This is a genomic window from Endozoicomonas sp. Mp262, assembly GCF_025643335.1.
GTDB lineage: Bacteria > Pseudomonadota > Gammaproteobacteria > Pseudomonadales > Endozoicomonadaceae > Endonucleibacter.
On the sequence record NZ_CP092489.1, the window covers coordinates 2,708,362 to 2,729,238 of the forward strand.

At 44.6% G+C, this 20,877-nt stretch carries 17 protein-coding genes; 9 read left to right on the top strand and 8 right to left on the bottom strand.

Annotation, left to right across the window (positions count from 1 at the left end):
• Window positions 1-31: 31 nt before the first annotated feature.
• Complete coding sequence (locus MJ595_RS11980; protein ID WP_263322502.1) at window positions 32-1,147, bottom strand: S-(hydroxymethyl)glutathione dehydrogenase/class III alcohol dehydrogenase; 1,116 nt, start codon at window positions 1,145-1,147, stop codon at window positions 32-34.
• Between the two features lie 216 nt (window positions 1,148-1,363).
• On the opposite strand from MJ595_RS11980, the gene MJ595_RS11985 reads away from it, so the two are divergent.
• A complete protein-coding gene (locus MJ595_RS11985) occupies window positions 1,364-2,602 on the top strand; it encodes a glycosyltransferase family 4 protein (protein WP_263078115.1) in 1,239 nt (412 codons plus the stop codon).
• Between the two features lie 44 nt (window positions 2,603-2,646).
• Here MJ595_RS11985 and MJ595_RS11990 read toward each other — a convergent pair whose 3' ends face one another.
• Window positions 2,647-3,534 carry a protein phosphatase 2C domain-containing protein gene (locus MJ595_RS11990; protein ID WP_263078117.1) on the bottom strand — a complete coding sequence of 296 codons (888 nt, stop codon included), beginning with the start codon at window positions 3,532-3,534 and terminating at the stop codon, window positions 2,647-2,649.
• A 47-nt stretch (window positions 3,535-3,581) separates the two neighbouring features.
• Between MJ595_RS11990 and MJ595_RS11995 the strand changes: the two genes are divergently transcribed.
• Both MJ595_RS11995 and MJ595_RS12000 read left to right on the top strand, forming a co-directional pair.
• On the top strand, window positions 3,582-4,949 hold the full coding sequence (locus tag MJ595_RS11995; protein ID WP_263078002.1) for a transposase: 1,368 nt from the start codon (window positions 3,582-3,584) through the stop codon (window positions 4,947-4,949).
• A 791-nt stretch (window positions 4,950-5,740) separates the two neighbouring features.
• Window positions 5,741-7,300, top strand: a complete 1,560-nt coding sequence (locus MJ595_RS12000) for a hypothetical protein (protein ID WP_263078119.1) — start codon at window positions 5,741-5,743, stop codon at window positions 7,298-7,300.
• Between the two features lie 115 nt (window positions 7,301-7,415).
• On the opposite strand, the gene MJ595_RS12005 is transcribed toward MJ595_RS12000, so the two are convergent.
• From MJ595_RS12005 to MJ595_RS12025, 5 genes are all read right to left on the bottom strand, one after another.
• On the bottom strand, window positions 7,416-8,579 hold the full coding sequence (locus MJ595_RS12005) for a double-cubane-cluster-containing anaerobic reductase (protein ID WP_263078120.1): 1,164 nt from the start codon (window positions 8,577-8,579) through the stop codon (window positions 7,416-7,418).
• A gap of 15 nt (window positions 8,580-8,594) precedes the next feature.
• Complete coding sequence (locus MJ595_RS12010; RefSeq protein ID WP_263078121.1) at window positions 8,595-9,356, bottom strand: acyl-CoA dehydratase activase; 762 nt, start codon at window positions 9,354-9,356, stop codon at window positions 8,595-8,597.
• A 376-nt stretch (window positions 9,357-9,732) separates the two neighbouring features.
• The gene (locus tag MJ595_RS12015; RefSeq protein ID WP_263078123.1) at window positions 9,733-10,635 is read right to left on the bottom strand and encodes a rhodanese-like domain-containing protein; all 903 of its coding nucleotides are present in this window, start codon (window positions 10,633-10,635) and stop codon (window positions 9,733-9,735) included.
• On the bottom strand, window positions 10,632-11,354 hold the full coding sequence (locus MJ595_RS12020) for a TVP38/TMEM64 family protein (protein ID WP_263078124.1): 723 nt from the start codon (window positions 11,352-11,354) through the stop codon (window positions 10,632-10,634). Before MJ595_RS12020 ends, MJ595_RS12015 begins: the two co-directional genes overlap by 4 nt.
• Window positions 11,351-11,932: a carboxymuconolactone decarboxylase family protein gene (locus MJ595_RS12025; protein WP_263078125.1), complete on the bottom strand. Its 582-nt coding sequence runs from the start codon at window positions 11,930-11,932 to the stop codon at window positions 11,351-11,353. The genes MJ595_RS12020 and MJ595_RS12025 overlap by 4 nt, the downstream gene beginning before the upstream one ends.
• Window positions 11,933-12,289: 357 nt before the next feature.
• Between MJ595_RS12025 and ald the strand changes: the two genes are divergently transcribed.
• The 4 genes from ald (at window position 12,290) to MJ595_RS12045 (ending at window position 15,607) form a co-directional block, all read left to right on the top strand.
• Window positions 12,290-13,411 (top strand): alanine dehydrogenase, encoded by a 1,122-nt coding sequence (gene ald, locus MJ595_RS12030; protein WP_263078127.1) that lies wholly within the window; start codon window positions 12,290-12,292, stop codon window positions 13,409-13,411.
• Window positions 13,412-13,934: 523 nt separating this feature from the next.
• Window positions 13,935-14,171 (top strand): hypothetical protein, encoded by a 237-nt coding sequence (locus MJ595_RS12035; protein WP_263078129.1) that lies wholly within the window; start codon window positions 13,935-13,937, stop codon window positions 14,169-14,171.
• Window positions 14,172-14,274: 103 nt separating this feature from the next.
• Window positions 14,275-15,267: an IS30 family transposase gene (locus MJ595_RS12040; protein WP_263078067.1), complete on the top strand. Its 993-nt coding sequence runs from the start codon at window positions 14,275-14,277 to the stop codon at window positions 15,265-15,267.
• Window positions 15,268-15,442: 175 nt separating this feature from the next.
• Complete coding sequence (locus MJ595_RS12045; RefSeq protein WP_263078130.1) at window positions 15,443-15,607, top strand: hypothetical protein; 165 nt, start codon at window positions 15,443-15,445, stop codon at window positions 15,605-15,607.
• A gap of 68 nt (window positions 15,608-15,675) precedes the next feature.
• Here MJ595_RS12045 and MJ595_RS12050 read toward each other — a convergent pair whose 3' ends face one another.
• Window positions 15,676-16,989 (bottom strand): HAAAP family serine/threonine permease, encoded by a 1,314-nt coding sequence (locus MJ595_RS12050; protein ID WP_263078132.1) that lies wholly within the window; start codon window positions 16,987-16,989, stop codon window positions 15,676-15,678.
• Between the two features lie 496 nt (window positions 16,990-17,485).
• On the opposite strand from MJ595_RS12050, the gene pepT reads away from it, so the two are divergent.
• Together pepT and MJ595_RS12060 are read left to right on the top strand one after the other, a co-directional pair.
• Window positions 17,486-18,715 carry a peptidase T gene (pepT, locus tag MJ595_RS12055; protein WP_263078134.1) on the top strand — a complete coding sequence of 410 codons (1,230 nt, stop codon included), beginning with the start codon at window positions 17,486-17,488 and terminating at the stop codon, window positions 18,713-18,715.
• 103 nt (window positions 18,716-18,818) lie between these two features.
• Window positions 18,819-20,354 (top strand): YfcC family protein, encoded by a 1,536-nt coding sequence (locus tag MJ595_RS12060; RefSeq protein ID WP_263078135.1) that lies wholly within the window; start codon window positions 18,819-18,821, stop codon window positions 20,352-20,354.
• Window positions 20,355-20,877 lie beyond the last annotated feature (523 nt).

Genomic DNA, 20,877 nt, shown 5'->3' on the forward strand with positions numbered 1-20,877 from the left:
CTTATTGGAGTCCGGCTATAAACCAGACTGATTATTGGTCGAAGTGAATAACCGAGCGAATACTTTTTCCTTCATGCATCAGCTCAAAAGCGGTATTCACCTCCTTAAGCGCCATAGTGTGGGTAATAAAGTCATCCAGTTGGAATTCACCTTTCATATAGCGCTCAACATAATCAGGTAATTCTGAACGGCCTTTTACACCACCAAAGGCTGTGCCACGCCAGACGCGACCGGTAACCAGCTGGAAAGGACGGGTGGAAATCTCCTGCCCGGCACCGGCAACGCCGATAATAACAGACTCACCCCAACCCTTATGGCAGCACTCCAGGGCAGAGCGCATGACATTGACATCACCGATACATTCAAAAGAGTAGTCTACGCCACCATCGGTTAATTCAACGATTACATCCTGAATGGGGTTATCATAGTGCTTTGGGTTAATACAGTCGGTGGCACCCAGTTTACGAGCCAGTTCAAATTTATTTTCGTTAATATCGATAGCAATAATCCGGCTGGCTTTGGCCATGGTTGCGCCGATAACTGCCGACAGGCCAATGCCACCCAGGCCAAAGATTGCAACGGTTGCTCCCTCTTCCACCTTGGCTGTGTTAATTACGGCACCCATGCCAGTGGTTACACCACAGCCCAGTAGACACACTTCCTCCAAAGGGGCTTCTGGATTAATTTTGGCCAGAGATATTTCTGGTAATACCGTGTATTCAGAAAAAGTAGAACAACCCATATAGTGATAAATAGGCTTACCTTCTATATAAAAACGGGTAGTCCCATCAGGCATTAGACCCTTGCCCTGGGTTTCACGAATCTTTTGGCACAAATTGGTTTTGCCTGATTGGCAAAATTTGCACTCACCGCATTCAGGCGTGTAAAGGGGAATAACATGGTCGCCTACATTAACGCTGGTGACGCCTTCACCAACCGACTCAACAATTCCTCCTCCTTCGTGACCCAGGATGCAGGGGAAAATGCCTTCAGGATCATCACCGGACAGGGTAAAGGCATCCGTATGGCAGACACCTGAGGCAACGATTTTTATACGCACCTCGCCTTTTTCAGGAGGCATTACATCCACCTCTTCCAGTGAAAGGGGTTGGCCAGCTTGCCAGGCGACAGCGGCTTTGGACTTGATAATCTGTGCGGGCATTGAGCTATCCTTTTTTTATCTGTAAGGCAGGGGCATAGCCACTACCAGAATGGTTAGGATTATATCGGCTTTGAATTTATTGATATTTCTGCGATTCTGCAAATGACTTTTAGAGGCTGTTTGAAATAATTCATAGCCATTCAATTGAGGAGTCTATCAAGCTTAGGTAGAATCCAGACCTCGCAAGGGCTGGAGTGCTTTTTGAAAATTCTTCATTTATTAAGTCAGCGTCCTGAGATGACTGGCAGCGGAATTTATATTAATCAAATGATTAAAAAATCTGCCGCTCAGGGGTTTAAAAACGGACTGTTAGCGGGGATGCCTGCTAAACATCAATGGAGTAGGGCTGACTCTATCGATCGTTTCTTTCCTGTGTACTTTGGTGAAGGCGGCGATATCCCCTTTCCAGTGGTGGGGATGAGTGATGTCATGCCTTATTCATCCACCCGTTTTCGGGACATGTCTGCCGATTTGGTTGCTCTTTATGAAAGGTCCCTATTAGAAAAACTGGAGTATGCCATTGAATCCTTCCAGCCGGATATCATTCATAGCAATCATCTTTGGCTGATGACGGCTCTGGTTAAAAAATGGTTTCCAGCTGTTCCGGTTGTAGCCTCTTGTCATGGTTCCGACTTGCGCCAATTCAGGGTTAATCCTCATTTGCAGGAAAGGGTGATATCAGGTTGTGCTCAGCTGGAAGGCGTTCTTGCTCTTAGCCCTGCCCAGGCGAGAGAGATTAGCGAGTTATATGATATTTGCCCCTCCCGAATTCATGTGGCAGGAGTCGGTTATGATGCATCGATTTTTCGGCCAAAAAATAAGATCACCGAAAATCGCTTTTCTATTCTATATGCAGGTAAGCTGGCTAATGCGAAAGGTGTTCCCTGGTTACTGGAGGCTTTTCGGTCTCTCTCCGGAAAAGAGGTAACCCTGCATCTCTGCGGTTCAGGGAGTGGGGCGGAAGCAGAGAAAATCATTGCTGATGCAATGCTGGACCCGAGGGTTATAGTGCATGGCAATGTGGATCAGAAAACCCTGGCTGGGTTAATGGCAGGTGCAGATATTTTTGTATTACCTTCTTTTTTTGAAGGAGTGCCCCTGGTGCTTCTGGAAGCCATGGCCTGTGGTTGCAGGTTGGTGGCTACCCGTTTGCCTGGTGTTGAATATATATTGCCTGAACCATCCAACTGTGCGACCCTCGTTAATCTCCCCGAATTAGAGTCAGTGGATCAGCCGGTAAAAGACGCAGGCCATGCTTTTGCGGCTGATCTTGCCCAGGCTATACAACAGCAGCTTTACCGCTGCCAACAGCCTGTTTCAGATAAAGAATGCCCACAAGCCAGTAAAACCCTGGCGAATTTTACCTGGGATGCAGTATTTGACAGGGTACTTACCGCCTACAGAATAGCGCATGGCAACTCTGGTACAGTAAAAATATAAAAGAAGTGTCATTTAATGGGAATAACAACTCATATAACTTCCCATTAACCATCAATCATTGTGCCTAGATTAAGTGCAATGGCTGCAATATCATCATGTTGTTTAAAGCGAGGGTAACGCTGACACAAGGGATCCTGCCGTTCAAGCGCTCGAACGCCTTGATGCAACCCGTGAAGCCCTGATGTTAAATAGCCGTTTACCAGCGTTGAGAAGTCGGCTCTTGCGGAAAGCTGCTCGCTTGGCCAATGAAGGCCATCGGTAAAAATAAGCACGGCCTTGATATTTTTTAAAAGCACAGTGCCACTCTTTAAAAAGTGGGTCATATGCTGTTCACCGTTGAGCACCCCAAAGCGCCTGTTCATTTGTAGTCGTGTTTTAGCAATCAGGGCTGACAGGGCTTTACGGATATTGGTACAGCCTTGTTTTGCCAGTGCCTGCCATGCAGATAAGGTTTCATGGTCATGGTTATGATAGGGGGCAGGTAAAAAGTGGCTGCCATCCTTTTTTATACAAAGAATCAATGAATCGCCAATTTGTGCATATTCCATAAGGCCCGGATAAAACCGGATGGCAGCCCCTGTGCAGGACCAGAGACCCAAGCGATTTTCCCGGTCAACTCCAGCTTGCTCCATCTGTCCCGCAATTTTCTGGTTTGCTTTGATAAACAGATGTGAGAGGGAAAGGTCAGAGTTGTTATGCGTTTTCTGGGATAGGGTTTCCGCAGCACATTTTGCTGCCCACCAGGCTCCACTTTTACCTTGCCAGCTATTATTCACCAGGCTTGAAGCACCATCAAATACTGCATAGGTATTGTCCTTAATCAGCACTTGGTCTTCGTTTAATACGCCAGAGCCAGCTATTCCCGTGACATCAATTAAATCACTGCAACAGCAAGGCTTACAGTAAATTCCAAATGGAGTGATTTCGCACAAAATAACGTCTACTTTTGATAGGGATACTTTATCAATGGCTGTCTCTCATGGCTTATCCATTCCAAAAAAGTCGTAAGCATCTTTGTGCAAACAGTTTAATTACTACGATTTCTGAAAGTTATGAGCAAATTCCAGATGTCCGACCAAACAAGGATTCCAGAAAAATAACAATACATGATGCCTCCATGTCCGCTTTTGCCATGATGCATCTCAAGTACCCATCGCTCCTCTCGTTTGAGCGTGATAAAACAGAGCAAGAAGTAAGGCATAACCTTGAGCACCTGTATCAGATAAAAAAACGTGCTCCCTGTGATACCAGTATGCGGGAAATCCTGGATCCAATAGATCCCGTAGAGTTCAAAAAGCCTTTTAAGACATTGCTGTCTAACGTCCAAAGGGGCGGATTACTGAAGGCATTCGAATTTCACTGCGGGAACTTGAAAAATCACTACTTGCTCCCGATCGATGGAACTGGGCTATTTTACTCCTGCAATAATAAAAAACCTTGTCAGGAGTGCTGTACTAAAAATAAGGGAAAGGCCAACGAAGCTCACTACCACCAGTTAATGGCAGCATGCATTGCTCACCCGGATCAAAAAACAGTCTTGCCATTGGCACCGGAAGCCATAGTTTGCCAGGACGGTTCGACCAAAAATGACTGTGAAAAAAATGCCATTAAACGGTTGTTTGCCACCATACGAGAGCATCACCCACGTCTAAAGTTCGTTATTCTTCTGGACAGTCTTTATGCTGACAACCCCACTGTCCAACTGATTAAGAGTTATGGCTGGCATTACATCATTGTCGCGAAAGATGGCAACCATGCCTCGCTGGTTGAAGCGATGGATGAGCTGGATAAAGAAGGAAAAGTTCACCGTGCTGAAAAAGTTAATGAAGAGACTGGAATTAAGTGGTGGTTTCGCTATGCCAATGACGTCAGGCTGAACAAGGCAAAATATGCAGAACAGGTTAATGTGCTTGATTTTGTCGAAACCGATAAAAAAGGTAAACAGCATATCTGGTGCTGGGTGACTGATATTCCGCTTAACGAAGAAACCATAGAACCCGTCATGAAAGGAGGGCGCTGCCGATGGCATATTGAGAACCAGACGTTTAACACCCTGAAAAATCAAGGCTACGATCTCGAACATAACTACGGTCACGGTGAGAAGCACTTAGCCACAAATCTGGCCTATCTGACGATGCTTGCTTTTCTCGTAGATCAAATACAGGAACTGTGCTGTCCCCAGTTTCAGGAAGCTTTAAGAACCCGCTCAAAAGGAGTCCGTATAGCATTATGGAAATGGATACAGGGCTATTTTTTGCATTGGCTGATAAAAACGTGGGAGGGGCTTTTTTACACAGTAACTCATGGTATTGAAGAGAAAAGGGTGATTCCATTCGATACATCATAACCGGCCATATCGTAGCTACGTTCAGGGGTGACATTTTTTCTTTAAAGCTCCGCTTTGTTAATTGGCGGCTCAGTTTTGATCGGCTTCATTATTTTTGCTGCCTTATTGTCAATACCAACGATCATCGACGTTCATCATGCGGGAATAGCTGCGCCAGAGCCTTTTTCATGAACTGTTTCATAAAAAAAGGTAGGTTCTGGGGGAGTGACTGTCTGAAAAATAGAAGAGTTGAATGCCTTCGAAGATTTTCTGGCGGCTGGGCAAAAAGTCACTGTTATATTCCTTATACTGCGAGTTCAATAGTCGCGAATAGTTAGTAAATTAACAGATAAGCCAGGTTGTTGCTGTAATACATATCAAAAAGAAGGGGGAAAGATTTACGTTAAAGGTTGAGCTGATCAAAATATGTCCATCTTGTGCCCTGCTCAGACTCTCTGGCAAGGTGTCGAATCGATTTAAGATGACTAAATCATTCAATTTTTACTTTTGTGTTTACTATAAATGACTGTTTGTCGTGTAAAGGGCTGGGGACTCAAGCTTGATGGTAGTAGTTATCCTGGTCGTCAAATTTACCCCTATTTTGATTTTTCTGTTTCTTGTTTTTTTGAGAGGTTAGATTGTGATTGTGGGTGCTTGCCTGGACGTGATTAATTTTTATGGTAAGTAAAAGAAGTAGGTGGATATTTCTCGATAATTTTTGAATAAAATAGGCTATAAATAAATGGTCAGAAAAAAATCACTTTTATTAAACTGCGAGCAATAAAGGTACTGTTGTTTGGTAATTTATAAAAATGCCTACTTATTCAGGTTGTCGCATGATGTGGAAATATGTTTTCCAAAGTCATATTTATATTTTAATGAAGGCTCAAACAGCTGCTTTCTTAGTCTCGTCTCTTGCAATTGGTAGTTATATGTTTCAAGCAAATAGAAAGAGCAGATTGATTGATCTGCATAGGTATCTATGGATTTATACCTTTTTTATAGGTGCATATTTAACAGTGTTCTGTAGTACTAGTTCAGCTGAAGAAATATCAGTGACTTTCTCTGGAACATCTTTTAAAATTATGGATGCTAGTCAACCTCTCCATCATGAAGTTGAAACAACCGTTTTTCAGGGTTTTTTTCACCCTAAACAGCCACCTAGGAAAATCACTTTGCAATATGATTTGCCAGAATCTGATTTTTCATTTGAAGTGCTTGACTTTGATAAGGGTGATAATATAGTAGAAAGTATTATCGATGGGCGGACCCATTTTTTTTGTTTATTATTTAATAGCAGTGGTTTAGTTCAATCATCATATAGTTTGGTTGTTGCCTTTTTAGAAAGTTATATTGATTATAATGAAGTTATTTTTTATTCAGGCACCTTTAATAATTCATTGGGACACCTATTGGAAATAAATGCAAGTGATGGAATAATTGAGTTTTCTATGCCTTCCAGCTGGAGAGTAGATTACTGTGCATCGAAAATTGCAAGTAGTACTGTCAATTCTTCACTTGAACAAATTGGTAATTTGGAAAATAAAGATTTTGTCTATAATGGTGAGTATGATCTTTTTGGGGGTGTAGGTCTTTTAGTATTTCAATCTAAATCATCAGGTAATAAATGTGTTACTGATATTTATTCATGCCATCTACCAGAGGGAGTTTGTAAAGAATCAATGGGGTTTTATTCTGGTTGTAATACTGTTGATTCAGATGTTAAATCCTACTTTAGTACAAAAGAAAATAAGCGATCTAGATCTAAAGGTGAAAAAATACCGAGACCTATGAATTCCTTTATGCTTTATTCAAAAGATGTTAGACCATTTTTTCATGAACAAGGGATGCATCATGCGGAGATATCAAGGACTCTTGGTAAGCAATGGCGTGGACTGGATGAGAAACTAAAAGAAGAATATATAAAAAGAGCAGCTATAGTTAGCGAGCAACACCGGAAAATGTATCCAAATTATAAATACCAGCCCCGGAAGAAAATAAAAAAGTTTGAAGCACCTAGTAAAAGTAAAAGTAAAATAATAGCAAGTAGTTCGAACAGGATTAGAGATCTATCTCCACGAAAAAGAATAAGGGCTAAAGCGATCGAGAAAGGCAATACAATAGCAAGTCGTTTTCAATCCAATATCTCGGATAATGCCGGTGAACTAATGCCAGCCTCTTCAGTGGAAAATAACAAGCCGAAAGAGACTTTTAAGCCACAATTAACCGAGCCTTGTTATAGCATTGATAGCCCAGTATCAGTTTCCACATGCTTAGATAACAGTTTAGATTCTTCTTTTTCAAGCACAAGTACTTATACGTCACTAGACGAGCTATTGGAAAAAATCCCTCTTTTTGACGAACCTCTTTAAAAGAGCTGAAAGCGGTAGTGGGTCAGATCTTCGCAATAACAAGAGTTATAGAAGTGCTGTGCATACTCTGATCCATTACCGACTGTTTTCAACAGGGTTTTCTAACAGGACACTATCACAGCATTTCAATAAACGCTTCCATACGGGTTTTTATCTGCCCGGTGTCAGATTCTGAATAGTTGGTTTCCAGGGTCATAAAAGGAATGCCTTTATCACCACTGATAATTTTGCGGATATTGTGGCTTTCAATATTATAGGTATGGCAAGCCTGAAGTACGATGTCGATAACACCGTCGGCCTGGTATTCGTCGACCATTGCCTGTAATAGCTGCTCACGCCCCTTATTGGGGGTCATTACCGAACAGGGGATATCCAGGTACTTTCTGGAGATGGCCTCTACGGGATCAATACCTTCCTGAACTTCCTGATGAAGTTCCTTATAACCCAGACAGCTTTCCAGGGCGACAACTACGGCACCGGCATCCTCAATCGCTCGAATGACCTTGTTGGCAACACCGCCAATGGGGCAACCGGTAATCAATATACGCGGGGTATCCGCCGGGAATTTGGCCTCACCGGCTTCATATTTTGCACTAAGGCTGTCAATCATTTCCCGAACATTTTGCCGCATGGCTTCACGGTCAAAGGTATAGCTGGCACCATTTAATACGGTAAAGAGGTCAAAACCTGAAATAATAGAAGGTTTAAGTTTTCCTAATTGGTGGAAGGCTTTTAGCAGTCGGCGATCTTCATTACAGGTTTTAATGGCCTGATGCAGTTTTTCTTCTGTGATGGTAACGTCGAACTTGTCCTCCAGTTTCCCTATCAGTCTGCGAACCTCATCTTGCCACAGTGTCATGGCATGCCCCTTTTCCTGGGTTTGGGGAAGTTGCATAACATGGGTGTCCTTGATTTCACCCAGTAGCTCATACATTTTCTTTTTCCCGTCACAGGTGGTTTCGCCCACGATCATATCGGCGAAGTACATGTAGGGGCATTTGTCAGTGAGGGCAAAGCCATAGCTGGCCTTTATCAATGGGCAAAGGTTTCTTGGCAGGTGTTTTTCAGCATCAGGGATGGTTTCCTCGCTCACTGAACACAGGGATACCGGATGGGCTCCTGCCGCGTAAATCACTTCTTTCGGGGTAAAGGTGCAGAATGTGCCTACTACCTTTTCACCCTTGTCCTTGAAAGCTTTTACTGAAAGAAAACCATTACGGCGGGCTTCAGCAAATTCTTCAAACTGGTCAGGCAGGGTGGGAATCATTGTAGAACTCATGGAAATAACCTTTTTTTAATGAATACGTTCTTTGGCCAGGAGGGCGGCACCAATAGCACCCGCGTATCGACCCAGAGGGCTGGCGGTAACCTTGGCTTGTAAGCTGTTTTCCAGGCTGTGGATGATGTAGCTGTTACCACTTAAGCCGCCAGTGAGTAGATAATGCTTATCCCTGCCGTGTTTTATGCAAAGGGATTTAACCTTATTAATCACAGACTCAACGATGCCGAAGGCGATATTTTCTTTTTTCTCGCCACGGCCTATCAGACTGGTGACTTCGGACTCGGCAAAAACAGTACACATGGAGGTAATATTGATATCAGAGCCTGAGGTGGCAAGGTTGGTGAGTTCATCAATGGTAATCCCCAGGGTATTGGCCATTACTTCTATAAACTTACCTGTGCCTGCTGAACATTTATCATTCATGGTGAAGTTAACAACCCGGCCGCTTTCCATGGAAATGACCTTGGTATCCTGGCCACCGATATCCACAACGGTACAGTCCTGATGGGTAAAGAAGGTTGAGCCTTTGCCGTGACAGGTGATTTCTGTGATAGTTTTATGGGCATAGGGAACGGCTACCCTGCCATAGCCGGTGGCAATAATTTTTGAGTTATTTTCATTAATGCCCTTCTTAACCAGTTTGTCATGGATGGTTTTTGCAGTTTCAGCACTGCTCCAGCCTGTGGGTATGACAAAATGATCCGTTAGCGCCTGTTGGCTCATCACCGCTACTTTAGCGGCAGTGGAACCAATATCTATTCCAATGGCATACATAAAATGTCCCTGGTTTTCATAAACGAAAGACGGGTGATTGAAATGATGGTAAGAATCAGTTGTTAGTAACTGACTTTTATTGAGTTGTGGCAGCTGACTTGAAACAGTCGCGAACCACAGTGATTATGGTGAGACTGATTATGAAACGTATTTTGGGGCAATGGTAATCCACCTGAAATACGGGTTCTGGCAAAGGTATCCAAAGACACGAGGGGTTTCCTTCTACAGCGAGTTCAATAGTCGCGATATGTGCGCACTTTAGCAATTGCCCGCAAGCTTTTCCCTAACTTATGTCAAAAAATGGGTGCTGTTTTAAAGGTTTGAATGGGGAGTGGCTGTGATAACTAAAAAAGCCTTAATTAAAAGGCTTTTTTAGTTATTCAACTCGAGTATAAGGCAGTGCCGCCCAGCGATAATAGGACTGATCATAGTTTCTTACGTTTCTGTAACCCGCTGCTTTCAAAGCAATAAGCATATGGGCGGAGCGAATGCCAGCAGTGCAATAAGTGACTATATCGCTGTCTTTGCTTATGCCCGCTTTTGCCATTAATGTTTCTATTTCCTGCCCTGATTTTAAGGTGCCGTCATCATTTAGCAGGTGGTTGAAAGGGATATTTATTGCGCCTGGCAGGTGACCGCCCCTTGTCTCACCATAATTCGTAGCTCCTTTAAACTCTTCTTCTGTGCGGGTGTCAATCAGCGTTATCCTGGTGTAATTTTCCTGAAGGGTCGAGGTGTTGATGGTAAGTGAGTTATCACGTACATTGATGACAAAGTCACTGTCCTTGATAAAAAGGGCAGGCAACAGGCTGGTTGAGTAATTCTTTTGCTGCCAGTTAGGGTAGCCACCATCAAGCAGCTTTACATTGGAGAAACCTGCTGATATCAAGCTCCAGGCTATTCGTCCCTCCTCTCCCCAGCCATTAGGTGTATCAGAGTACACAACAATAGCATCCTGGTTTGTGATCCCCAGCTTTTGTATTTGTTTTTCCAGCCTGCCGTTTTCTGCCAAAGTACCCCATTGTTTATCGCCACTGTTTCCATCCATATTGGATAGCGATTGCCAGTCAGTAACGATGGCTCCTGGAAGGTGTCCTTTCAGATAGGCCTTGTACCCCCTGGCATCGATAATTTTTAATTTATCCAGGTGGTTTTGGACAAAATCAGCACTTACAAAGTAGTCGGATTTTGCCGCCAGGGCCGTATTGGCAAATGTCAGGGAAAGTAGGCTGACAAGAGATAAAGTAAAAAGAAAGTGAAATGGGTGAGTGTTTTTCATAGTCGTACCCCTGGGGCAATAGCAGGTGTTTTTGAAGTGATATTTTTTTTGTGGTAAACCCGTTTAATCAAATAAATAGCAACGGTAACCGCAAATAAGGTCAGCAAGCCGGTGACAAAAAGCTGGGCTCCGCCCGTCAACATGCCACCCACATAGGAATAAATAAGCGTAGCTGGTAACTGTCCTATACCTGTGGCCAACAGGAAGTAGCGTGTTTTGATTGGGGTCAGGCCGGCAGCATAACTCACTACATCAAAGGAAACAAAAGGAAGCAGTCGGCTGATCAGGATGGCATATTGCCCATGGCGGGCAAAAAACAGATCAATTTGCTCAAGGGCAAAACGGCTTGCCAGCTTTTCTGTAAGTCCACGACCAAACCAGCGGGATAATACAAAACATAATGCAGCTGCTGCCATGGAGCTGCTCCATGATAATAGGGCTCCCTGCCACCATCCGAAAATAGCCGCATTGGCAAATGTAATAATAAAAGCAGGTAAGGGTGCGGCTATGGCCTGAAGTATCATCATTACTGCCGATATAACCGGTGCCCATATACCAAAGCTGAGGATGTACTCTTTGGCTTTATCAATATCCACGTGGGACATGATAGCAACCATGTCGATTAGCATAGAACGTATAGGCTCTACAGCCAGAGCTATAGCACCCAAAATACTGACAATCAATAGCCGGAGTACCCATCTCTTTATTTTGCGGGTCATTGCTGTTTCTCTTCATGGGTGGCCCGGGCAGGTTTAGCGGGTATTTTGCAAAAGCCTTCAGCGGGAACATCTAATGCTGCATTGAACTTGCTGGAAAGATTCTGAAAGGCAATCAGCCCTGTTAGCTCAACCACAGCATCTTCATCAAAGTGCCTTTTGACCCGGCTCATTAGTTCAGGCGTGACATGGCGGTCGCTATAAGTCACTGCCTCTGTATATTTCAGTGCGACTCTCTCTTTTTCATCAAATAACGGGCTGTTTTGCCAGTTTTCCAAGGCATTGACTTTTTCCGTACTACCAGCCCTTTTTGCCAGAGTCATGGCATTGATATCAACACAAAACTCACACCAGTTAATTTGTGATACCCGTACTGTTACCAGGGAGCGAAGCTGTGGGGAAACAGGAGAACTTTTTCTGTCCAGTACGCCATATAATGCAGCCACTGCCGCAAACAGGCGTGGAACCCGCGCCCATAACAAGCCCGGCTTAAGCACCTTGCCGTAACGGCGTTTTTGACTCCAGAAAAAGGGTTTGAGCCACCAGGGATAGGACTTTAGAGATTTGACCGGAACATGCATGGGGTAAATTCCAATGGGTTGTAAGCCTTGATGGTGAGGGCAGCATATTAAGGCGGTTGCCCGAGAAACAAAAATGATAGTGATCAAAGTGGGAAAGAAAATCAGGAAATAACCTTTGTTTAAAAGAGTAATAAACTGCCATGGATTTGTTTTTATGGTTGATTTTGATGACTTTTGTCAATTTTTTACCATTAATGATGTGCGATGATGTTTATAACTGATGAGTATCACTAGTTGATGAAGTGGGTGGATAACCCCTCCTACTCTTGTTCGGTAAAGTCTTTAGTCGCCTGAATCAAGCAGGCAAATCCGAGTGTACCGTTCAGGATAATATACGAACTTTGTCTGGAGTCTAAGATGTACATTGGTATCCCTAAGGAAATCAAAAACCACGAATATCGCGTTGGCCTGACACCTGCGTCTGCACACGAGCTGGTAGCCCATGGACACAAAGTTTTCGTTGAAACCCATGCGGGGGAAGGCATTGGCTTCAGTGACGACGACTACCGTGCAGCTGGCGTAGAAGTTCTGGCAACTGCCGACGAAGTTTTTGAAAAGGCAGAGATGATTGTTAAGGTTAAAGAGCCTCAGGCAATTGAACGTGCCCGCCTGAAGCCTCACCATACTCTGTTCACTTACCTGCACCTGGCTCCGGATGCTGAACAGACCCATGACCTGATCAAGTCCGGCGCTACCTGCATCGCTTATGAAACTGTAACCGATACCAAGGGTGGCCTGCCTCTGTTGGCACCTATGTCTGCCGTAGCTGGCCGTATGTCCATTCAGGCTGGTGCTCACTCTCTGGAAAAAGCCAAGGGTGGTCGCGCTGTACTGATGGGTGGTGTTCCCGGTGTTGAACCTGCCAAAGTTGTTGTCATCGGCGGTGGTGTTGTGGGTGAAAATGCAGCTGAAATGGCTGTGGGCATGGGTGCAGAAGTTGTTATTCTGGATCGCAATCTGGACGTACTGCGTCGTCTGGCTAAGCGTTTTGACAACCGCCTGAAGACTGTTTACTCCACTTCCAAGGCACTGGCTGACCACGTTGCATCTGCTGATCTGGTTGTTGGTGCTGTACTGCTGCCTGGTGCTGCTGCTCCCAAGCTGATTACCCGTGAACTGATCTCCACCATGAAGAAAGGTGCGGTTATCGTTGACGTGGCCATTGACCAGGGTGGCTGTGCAGAAACTTCCAAGGCAACCACTCACGCTGAGCCTACTTACATTGTTGACGGCATTGTTCACTACTGTGTAGCCAACATGCCTGGTGCTGTGGCCCGTACCTCCACTATGGCCCTGAACAACGCTACCCTGCCTTACGCGCTGGCCCTGGCTGACAAGGGTACTAAAAAGGCACTGGAAGAAGACAAGCACCTGCTGAACGGCCTGAATGTTTGCAAGGGACGTATCACCTGCGAAGATGTATCCGTTGCCCTGGATCTGCCTTATGTTCCTGCTGAAGATATGATTAAAGAACTGTAAGTTCCTTAATATTCTCCTTTCTTGAAACGGCCCCTTTGGGGCCGTTTTTTCTTGCTGTTTTTTTCAACCAAAGCCACACCTGGTGGTTTGTCAGCCATAGAAGCTCGTAGCTTAATGGAGCTATGCAGAGGCTTCGATAACTGCTTTAATCTTATCTATCGGATAAGAGTCCCTAGAGATAGGGTTCTTTTTCAGGAAGCCTCGGTACCTGTCTATATGAACAGGCGCCTAGTGCGGGGAAGTGTGAATATCCATACAGCTATTGAATCAGTTGAAATACCTGTATCTATTCCCAGCGGGGAGAGGATGTCGCAAAAGTTATTTTTTTTAACCACGGAGGCACAAAGACACGGAGATTTATAGTTTAAAATTATAAAAACTCTGTGCCTCCGTGTCTCCGTGGTTAAAAAAAAGAGAATCAATCCCGTTTTGTGCACGCTGCATTCAGTTTCGCGACAGTCTCGGGACGTTGCGAACGAGGCGCTTGCCTTTGTACTAGAAGGTAAAGAGTTGATTTTGGCTGATGTTGTTGGAGGTTGTTGATGTGTTAAATAAGTATGATAAGCGAGGTTTAGCAAGATTATTATTTTTATTAATTGTATTTTTTTTTGGCAGTTCCAGTGCTATAGCAGGCAAAACGCACGAAGAAAAGGAATATATTGAAGAGCATGTTGATGATATAGACAGTTGGGGTAGGGTTTCTCATCCGGTATTCACCGGCTTCGTATTGGATATGAAACGACCTGAATTTGTATCATAAATGCATAACCTCTGTAACCAGAGGGTTGTTACAGAGCCTTTGAAGTGAATCAGAACTCAGGGGTACTCTGTTAAGCAACCAAACCAAACAGAGGACGCCAAGGATGGCCTTTAAGCACCTTAGCTCTGAAGAGAGACATTATATCGAAATCGAACTGAAAAATGGGACTTCTCAAAATAAAATTGCAGAAAAACTCGGGCGTTCACAGAGTTCGCTGTCACGGGAGTTAGGACGCAACACAGGGCAGCGTGGTTACAGGCACCAGCAGGCTCATCGTAAGGCTCAACAGCGTCATAAGGAAAAACCCAAGGCGGTGAAGTTGACGGAAGATATTAAGCGACGGATTGCTCAAGATATCCGGGCTGACTGGAGTCCTGAGCAAGTGGCTGGAAGGCTTGAAAAAGAAGGGATAATCAAGTTGCATCATGAGACGATTTACCAGTTCATAGAGGATGATAAGCGCACTGACGGTACCCTGTATAAACACTTGCGCCATCAGAAAAAAACGTACCGAAAGCGATATGGTTCAGCTCATAACCGAACAGGCATACCTAACCGGGTAGGTATTGAAGAGCGCCCGGAGATCGTCAACAACAGGGGGCGTGTTGGTGACTGGGAGGCGGATACCGTAATCGGCAAAAACCATAAGGGTGCCATTGCCACACTGGATGAGCGAAAGACTAAACTGCGCCTTGCTGTTCCGCTGCCAGGAAAGAAAGCAAAAGCGGTTAAACAGGCAGTGATTGATACACTCAAGCCCCTGAAAAGGTTTGTTAAAACGATCACTTACGACAACGGTAAGGAATTTGCTCAGCATGAAGCAATCAACAAAGCCTTGAGCTGCGACAGCTACTTTGCTGTGCCCTACCACTCTTGGGAGAGAGGCCAGAATGAGAATGCCAATGGGCTGCTCAGGCAGTACTTTCCCAAATCAATGGAGCTTCATAACGTCAAAGAAAGAGACGTTATCATTGCGGTAGACAAGCTGAACAGCAGGCCCAGGAAATGCCTCGGTTACAAAACACCATATGAGGCATTCAAAGAGTTAACTGGAGTGAATGCAAGAAAAGTCATGGGTTATGCATTTATGACTTGAATTCAGGGATAATGAATATTTTGCTTGCCGTGATTACTCGGTATCTCAAGGAAGGTGTGCAGGAGTTAAAAATTATGGGGAGAATGAAGCACAACATAGCCAGTCTGCCGGAGATTCTTTCGGTGTGGATCCAGGAGGGGCACTTGCTGGTTATGGTATCAGTACGGGAGGAGCAATGGGGAAGAAGACTATGTTGGCTTCAGGTGTAACGGTGTTAAAATTTTTTGGTAATGCGCCACCAAAAGGTAAAAGTCATCCGGGAGCCAAGGGAAGTAAATCTAAGCCTTGGCCTCCAGGAGAGATAGGTAAACTTGACGATCTTAGTAAGAATTTGAAGTGAGGATAGGAATTCGTAAAGGATAAGTTGTGGTTTGCTGCTATGGTTTTTCAGCAAACCACGGTTAGGCACTACATGGCCGCTGCAATGATATAGGAACCAATACAAACCACGCCAACAGTAGCGGTTAGAACATCAATTTTAGAACGATAGGGCTTCAGTGCTTCGGTTTTGCGAGCCGCATACACAGGCATCAGATAAAGAATCACTGCCATCAGGGGCGCTGCAATGGTGCCCATAATATCGATAACGCCGAGATTCAGGTAGCCAACCAGCCAAAGACTTAAAATATAGAAAATATTAATGGCTCGATTCAGGTGGCTTTTTTGTGGAGCTCCTTTTCCTGAACGGGTATAAGCCTGGCGGATCAGGCCGGAAAGACCTTCCCTTGCTCCCAGGTAATAACCAAGGAAAGAGCTGGAGATGGCTGTGATTCCAACAATGGAGGTTACAGCAGAAAACCATGGGTTGCTGGATTGCAGGGAGAACAGGGTCATTACTGAAATATTATCCTGCTTGGCTTGCATCAGGACTTCCGGGGACAGGGTTAATACACAGGAGAAGGTGAAGAATAGGGTTAGAACCATGAGTAGCCCTGTTCCCCGGGCAGTAATAAGCTCGGTTTTCTTTCTGAGCTGTTCCGGGTTTTTGATTTTACAGCGGTAGGACTGAGCCATGGCAGAGCAAACCGGAATATAGGCGAGGGCAAAAACAAGGATGGGCAGCGTCGATAAAAAACCTTTAGTAAAGCCTTCAGCTGTGACTGGCTGGCTAAATTGGTTGAGATTCCATTGAGGTACCAGATAGATAGAGATGGCCATCAGTATGGCACCCAGAGGGTATACGAGAGCTGCCGTAACTTTCAGAATCATTTTTTCACCGCAGGTGACGATCCCTACCAAGACCAGCATCAGAACCAGGCTTAAGAGCCAGCGGTCCGGCACCGGCAGGTTAAGCTGGTTACCAATCAGGCTTTCAACCGTATTGGTCAGGCCAATGCTATAGGCCATAACAATAGGGAAAATAAAGGCAAAGTAGGCAAAGGTAACCCATAGTCCCCGGGTTTTTCCAAAGTGCTCATTAGCCGCCTCGTTGAAATCGCTGGCCGGATTTTTGGCTGCCAGGCAAAAGCGGAGAACGCTGCGGTGGGTAATCAGTGTCAGCGGAGTTAACAATATTGATAGAAGGATAAGCGGCCAGATACCGCCGATACCTGCGTTGATAGGAAGAAAGAGAATTCCCGCCCCGACTGCAGCACCAAAAATGCTTAAGCTCCAGTTAGTGTCGGTAAATGTCCAGGAAGACTCCGGGGCTTTAGATGACTTTTGAGCAGTTATGACTTCAGACTGCATACTAACCTCTTCTGCCATTAATCCGGTCGACATCTTATGTTTAATTTTGTGCTTTGTTGTTGATATGCATCACTTGAGTGTCAATATGCATAAATGATCAAAAGGAAAAAAGAGTCGACACCTATTGATTAGAGCTAAAATTCAACAAAAAGTTTCGAGAATATCCGGGTGAAATCGGGGTAAAATATTGTTTTTTCATATTTATTCAAGTGTTTTTTTTGATTAAGCTTTATTTTTAGGTGATATTTCTGCAACTCTTCAAAAAAGAACTATCAATAACGCTACTTATGCCTGTTTTAAAGCATTAATCACTTGGACATAATAATTCACAAATAAGAACATGGTTTTGTTAAGAATGGGCTAAACCCCATCCCATCAGGGCGGGTTAACGGCTACTTCATCCCCACAATTGAGGGTTTTTTTACTGAAAACATCGGCTATCTGTATCGAACCTAACTTAAATCAATATATTAGACAGGCTTGAGCGTTACATTAGCCATCGATTTTTGATGGACTATGGAATAAGAATATGCAAGCGCCGTTTCTTAATCGTTTCCTGAATTATGTGCAGGTCAATACCCGGTCAGACAGTACCAGCGATTCCGTGCCAAGCACGCCTGGACAAATGTCTATGGCCAGAATGTTGAAGGATGAGCTGGAAGCCATGGGGCTGGAAGCCATTAGCCTGGATGACAATGGTTATCTAATGGCAAGGCTGCCGGCCAATACGGATAAACCTGTTCCGGCTATTGGTTTTGTTGCTCATATGGATACAGCGCCGGATGCATCCGGTGAAGGGGTTTTGCCCAAGGTTATTGATAGCTACGATGGTGGCGTGATTACCTTGAATGAGGATAAGAATATCCTGCTCTCTCCAGAGGATTTTCCTTCCCTGAACAAGCATATTGGCAAAACGTTGGTGACATCCGATGGCACCACATTGCTGGGTGCTGATGACAAGGCAGGGATTGCGATCATTCTGACCGCTATTGAGCATTTGCAGCAGCACCCGGACATCATTCATGGGGATATTTGCATTGGCTTTACTCCTGATGAAGAGATTGGCCGGGGGGCAGATCACTTTGATGTTGAAAAATTTGGTGCTCAGTGGGCCTATACCATTGATGGTAGTGAAGAAGGTGGACTGGAGTATGAGAACTTTAACGCAGCCAGTGCGGAAATAATCTGTCATGGTCGTAATGTTCATCCGGGTTCTGCAAAAGGCCTGATGATCAACGCCATGCACTTGTCCCGTCATTTTGCTAATGAACTGCCAGCGGATGAGGTTCCTGAAAAAACAGAAGGCTATGAAGGCTTTTTCCATCTGCACAGTATGACTGGGCATGAAGACGAAGCGCGCCTGAGTTATATCATTCGTGACTTTGATCATGACAATTTTGAGCAGCGGAAAAAGTTGGTGCTTTCTATCGCTGAATCCATGAATAAGCAACTGGGTGAAGATCGTATAGAAGTGGTGCTAACTGATTCTTATGCCAATATGCATGAACAGGTTAAAAAAGTACCTCATATTATCGATATTGCCCACCAGGCGATGGAGGCCAGTGATGTTAAACCACTGGTTAAACCCATCCGTGGTGGTACTGATGGTGCCCGCCTTTCATTTATGGGTTTGCCTACGCCTAATATTTTCACAGGTGGCCATAACTTCCACGGCTGTCATGAATACCTATGTGTTGATACTGCTATCAAGTCTGTGGAAACCGTCGTCAATATCTGCCGTATAACAGCTGAGAAATAATCAGTGTTTTTTTGCCGCAGTGAATTATTGCTGCGGTTCCTCCTTTTAGCCTGTTCATCAGGCTTCTTAATTTTTACTGCTTCTATAAATCGGGGGATTTCCTATGAGTGGTAATGTTGCTGTCTCGGCAGGTAAAGAGAAGAAAAAACTCTCTTTCCCCTCAGCCTATACGGTCTTATTTATTGTTGCTGCACTTGTTGCATTGATGACCTGGATTGTTACCCCGGGCGTCTATGACAAGCTTTCCTATGATCAGGATACAAGTACCTTTGTTGTTAATTATGCCAATGGCGGGACAGACTCTTTTCCTGGAACCCAGGAAACACTGGATCGCTTTGATATCAAGGCAGACCTGGCTAAGTTTACCAATGGTGATATTGGCAAACCTGTAGGGATTCCCGGCACTTACACTGAGGTAGAGCCTCACCCGCAAGGGCTTGGGGATTTTTTTAAAGCGCCGGTTGCTGGCATGTATGACTCCATTGGAGTGGTTTTCTTTGTCCTGGTTATTGGCGGCTTCATCGGGGTTATTAACCATATTGGAGCCTTTAATGCGGGAATTGGCAGTTTATCCAAGCTGCTCCGTGGTCGGGAAAAATGGCTGATCATCTGTGTGACAGCATTGATCTCCCTGGGTGGAACAACCTTTGGCTTGGCTGAGGAAACCATTGCCTTCTATCCTATTCTTGTGCCGATTTTCCTTGCCGCGGGTTATGATGCCATTGTTGCCCTTGCGGCCATTTATCTGGGTTCTTCTATAGGAACCATGTGCTCCACAGTTAACCCTTTTAGTACCATTATTGCTTCTAATGCTGCCGGTATCAGTTGGACTGAAGGTCTGACTTCCCGTTTGGTAGTATTGACGCTGGGTACACTGCTTTGTATCTGGTATTTGATTCGTTACGCTGAAAAGGTAAAGGCTGACCCCAAGAAATCGCTGATTTATAACCAGAAAGCAGAGATTGAAGCCCGCTTTTTAAATAAAGGTACTGAAGCACCAGGCAAGATGTCCCTGAATATCAAGCTGGTGTTGACTGTTTTTGCAGCCACCTTTGTGGTCATGGTTTACGGCGTATCCCAGCTCGGCTGGTGGTTTGAGGAAATGACCACGCTGTTTTTCATTTCTGCACTGATTATTGGCGTGTTGTCCCGCTGTGATGAAAAGTCCTTTGTCCGGGAGTTTGTCCAGGGTGCCAGCGACCTGCTGGGCGTAGCGCTGATCATTGCCATTGCCCGCGGTGTTACCGTGCTGATGGAAAATGGCATGATCAGTGATTCTATTCTTTATGCCAGTGCTGGCATGGTAGGGGGGATGGATAAGGGCATCTTTATTGTTGTGATGATGGTACTTTTTGCGGGGATCTCTTTCTTTGTACCTTCTTCTTCCGGTCTGGCAGTGCTGTCCATGCCTATTATGGCGCCACTGGCTGATGTGGTGGGACTGCCCAGGGATAATATTGTCAGTGCCTATCAGTACGGTATGGGGCTGATGGCGTTTATCACGCCAACCGGTCTGGTACTGGCCTCGTTGGCCATGGTGAATGTTACCTTCGATAAATGGTTGAAGTTTGTACTGCCGCTGTTGGGTATGCTGACGGCATTATCGGCGGTTCTGCTGCTGATTTCAGCTTATCTATAATTCAACTATACTCCCATAAATAATGGTGAGAAAAAATAAGCAGGGTTTGTTGATATATGCACTGAACACTGCTTATTTTAATAAAAATATAGAACTCCAGGGATTGATGCTATGTGACGAAGTCTTTTAGCCAGTAAAATGAAGTAGCAGGTTATGTACAAAAAACTGATTGTTAATTTGGCGTTACTGTTTACTATGCAAGCTTATGGAGGAGGGCATGATTTACAAGATCCCGTAATAAGTACAGTTTATCAAAGTCTTGATGAGTCAAGGCACAGCCAGAAGTCATCCTTTCAACCCTGGTTTAGCAAGTACCTTTCCCCTCCGGTAAAAAATGGGAAACTAGGTATTATAGACTGGTTTCTGCACTCTATTTCTAGAGTAAAAGACCCGCTTATCAAGGCTTCTCTAAAGATTAATGGGCTTGCTGAAGATTCACCTAACCTGTTTTTGGAAGAAAGCCTGAGCAGTCTGAATCAATCTATTCCCCCTATCACTGTTGGAGATCTGGATGCTGTATATG

Bases quoted from the DNA above. Each gene is read 5' to 3' on its own strand.
- MJ595_RS11995 (WP_263078002.1), top strand. From the start codon at position 3,582: ATGGCTTATCCATTCCAAAAAAGTCGTAAGCATCTTTGTGCAAACAGT.
- MJ595_RS12000 (WP_263078119.1), top strand. From the start codon at position 5,741: ATGCCTACTTATTCAGGTTGTCGCATGATGTGGAAATATGTTTTCCAA.
- MJ595_RS12005 (WP_263078120.1), bottom strand. From the start codon at position 8,579: ATGAGTTCTACAATGATTCCCACCCTGCCTGACCAGTTTGAAGAATTT.
- MJ595_RS12010 (WP_263078121.1), bottom strand. From the start codon at position 9,356: ATGTATGCCATTGGAATAGATATTGGTTCCACTGCCGCTAAAGTAGCG.
- MJ595_RS12015 (WP_263078123.1), bottom strand. From the start codon at position 10,635: ATGAAAAACACTCACCCATTTCACTTTCTTTTTACTTTATCTCTTGTC.
- MJ595_RS12020 (WP_263078124.1), bottom strand. From the start codon at position 11,354: ATGACCCGCAAAATAAAGAGATGGGTACTCCGGCTATTGATTGTCAGT.
- MJ595_RS12025 (WP_263078125.1), bottom strand. From the start codon at position 11,932: ATGCATGTTCCGGTCAAATCTCTAAAGTCCTATCCCTGGTGGCTCAAA.
- ald (WP_263078127.1), top strand. From the start codon at position 12,290: ATGTACATTGGTATCCCTAAGGAAATCAAAAACCACGAATATCGCGTT.
- MJ595_RS12035 (WP_263078129.1), top strand. From the start codon at position 13,935: ATGTTGTTGGAGGTTGTTGATGTGTTAAATAAGTATGATAAGCGAGGT.
- MJ595_RS12040 (WP_263078067.1), top strand. From the start codon at position 14,275: ATGGCCTTTAAGCACCTTAGCTCTGAAGAGAGACATTATATCGAAATC.
- MJ595_RS12045 (WP_263078130.1), top strand. From the start codon at position 15,443: ATGGGGAAGAAGACTATGTTGGCTTCAGGTGTAACGGTGTTAAAATTT.
- MJ595_RS12050 (WP_263078132.1), bottom strand. From the start codon at position 16,989: ATGTCGACCGGATTAATGGCAGAAGAGGTTAGTATGCAGTCTGAAGTC.
- pepT (WP_263078134.1), top strand. From the start codon at position 17,486: ATGCAAGCGCCGTTTCTTAATCGTTTCCTGAATTATGTGCAGGTCAAT.
- MJ595_RS12060 (WP_263078135.1), top strand. From the start codon at position 18,819: ATGAGTGGTAATGTTGCTGTCTCGGCAGGTAAAGAGAAGAAAAAACTC.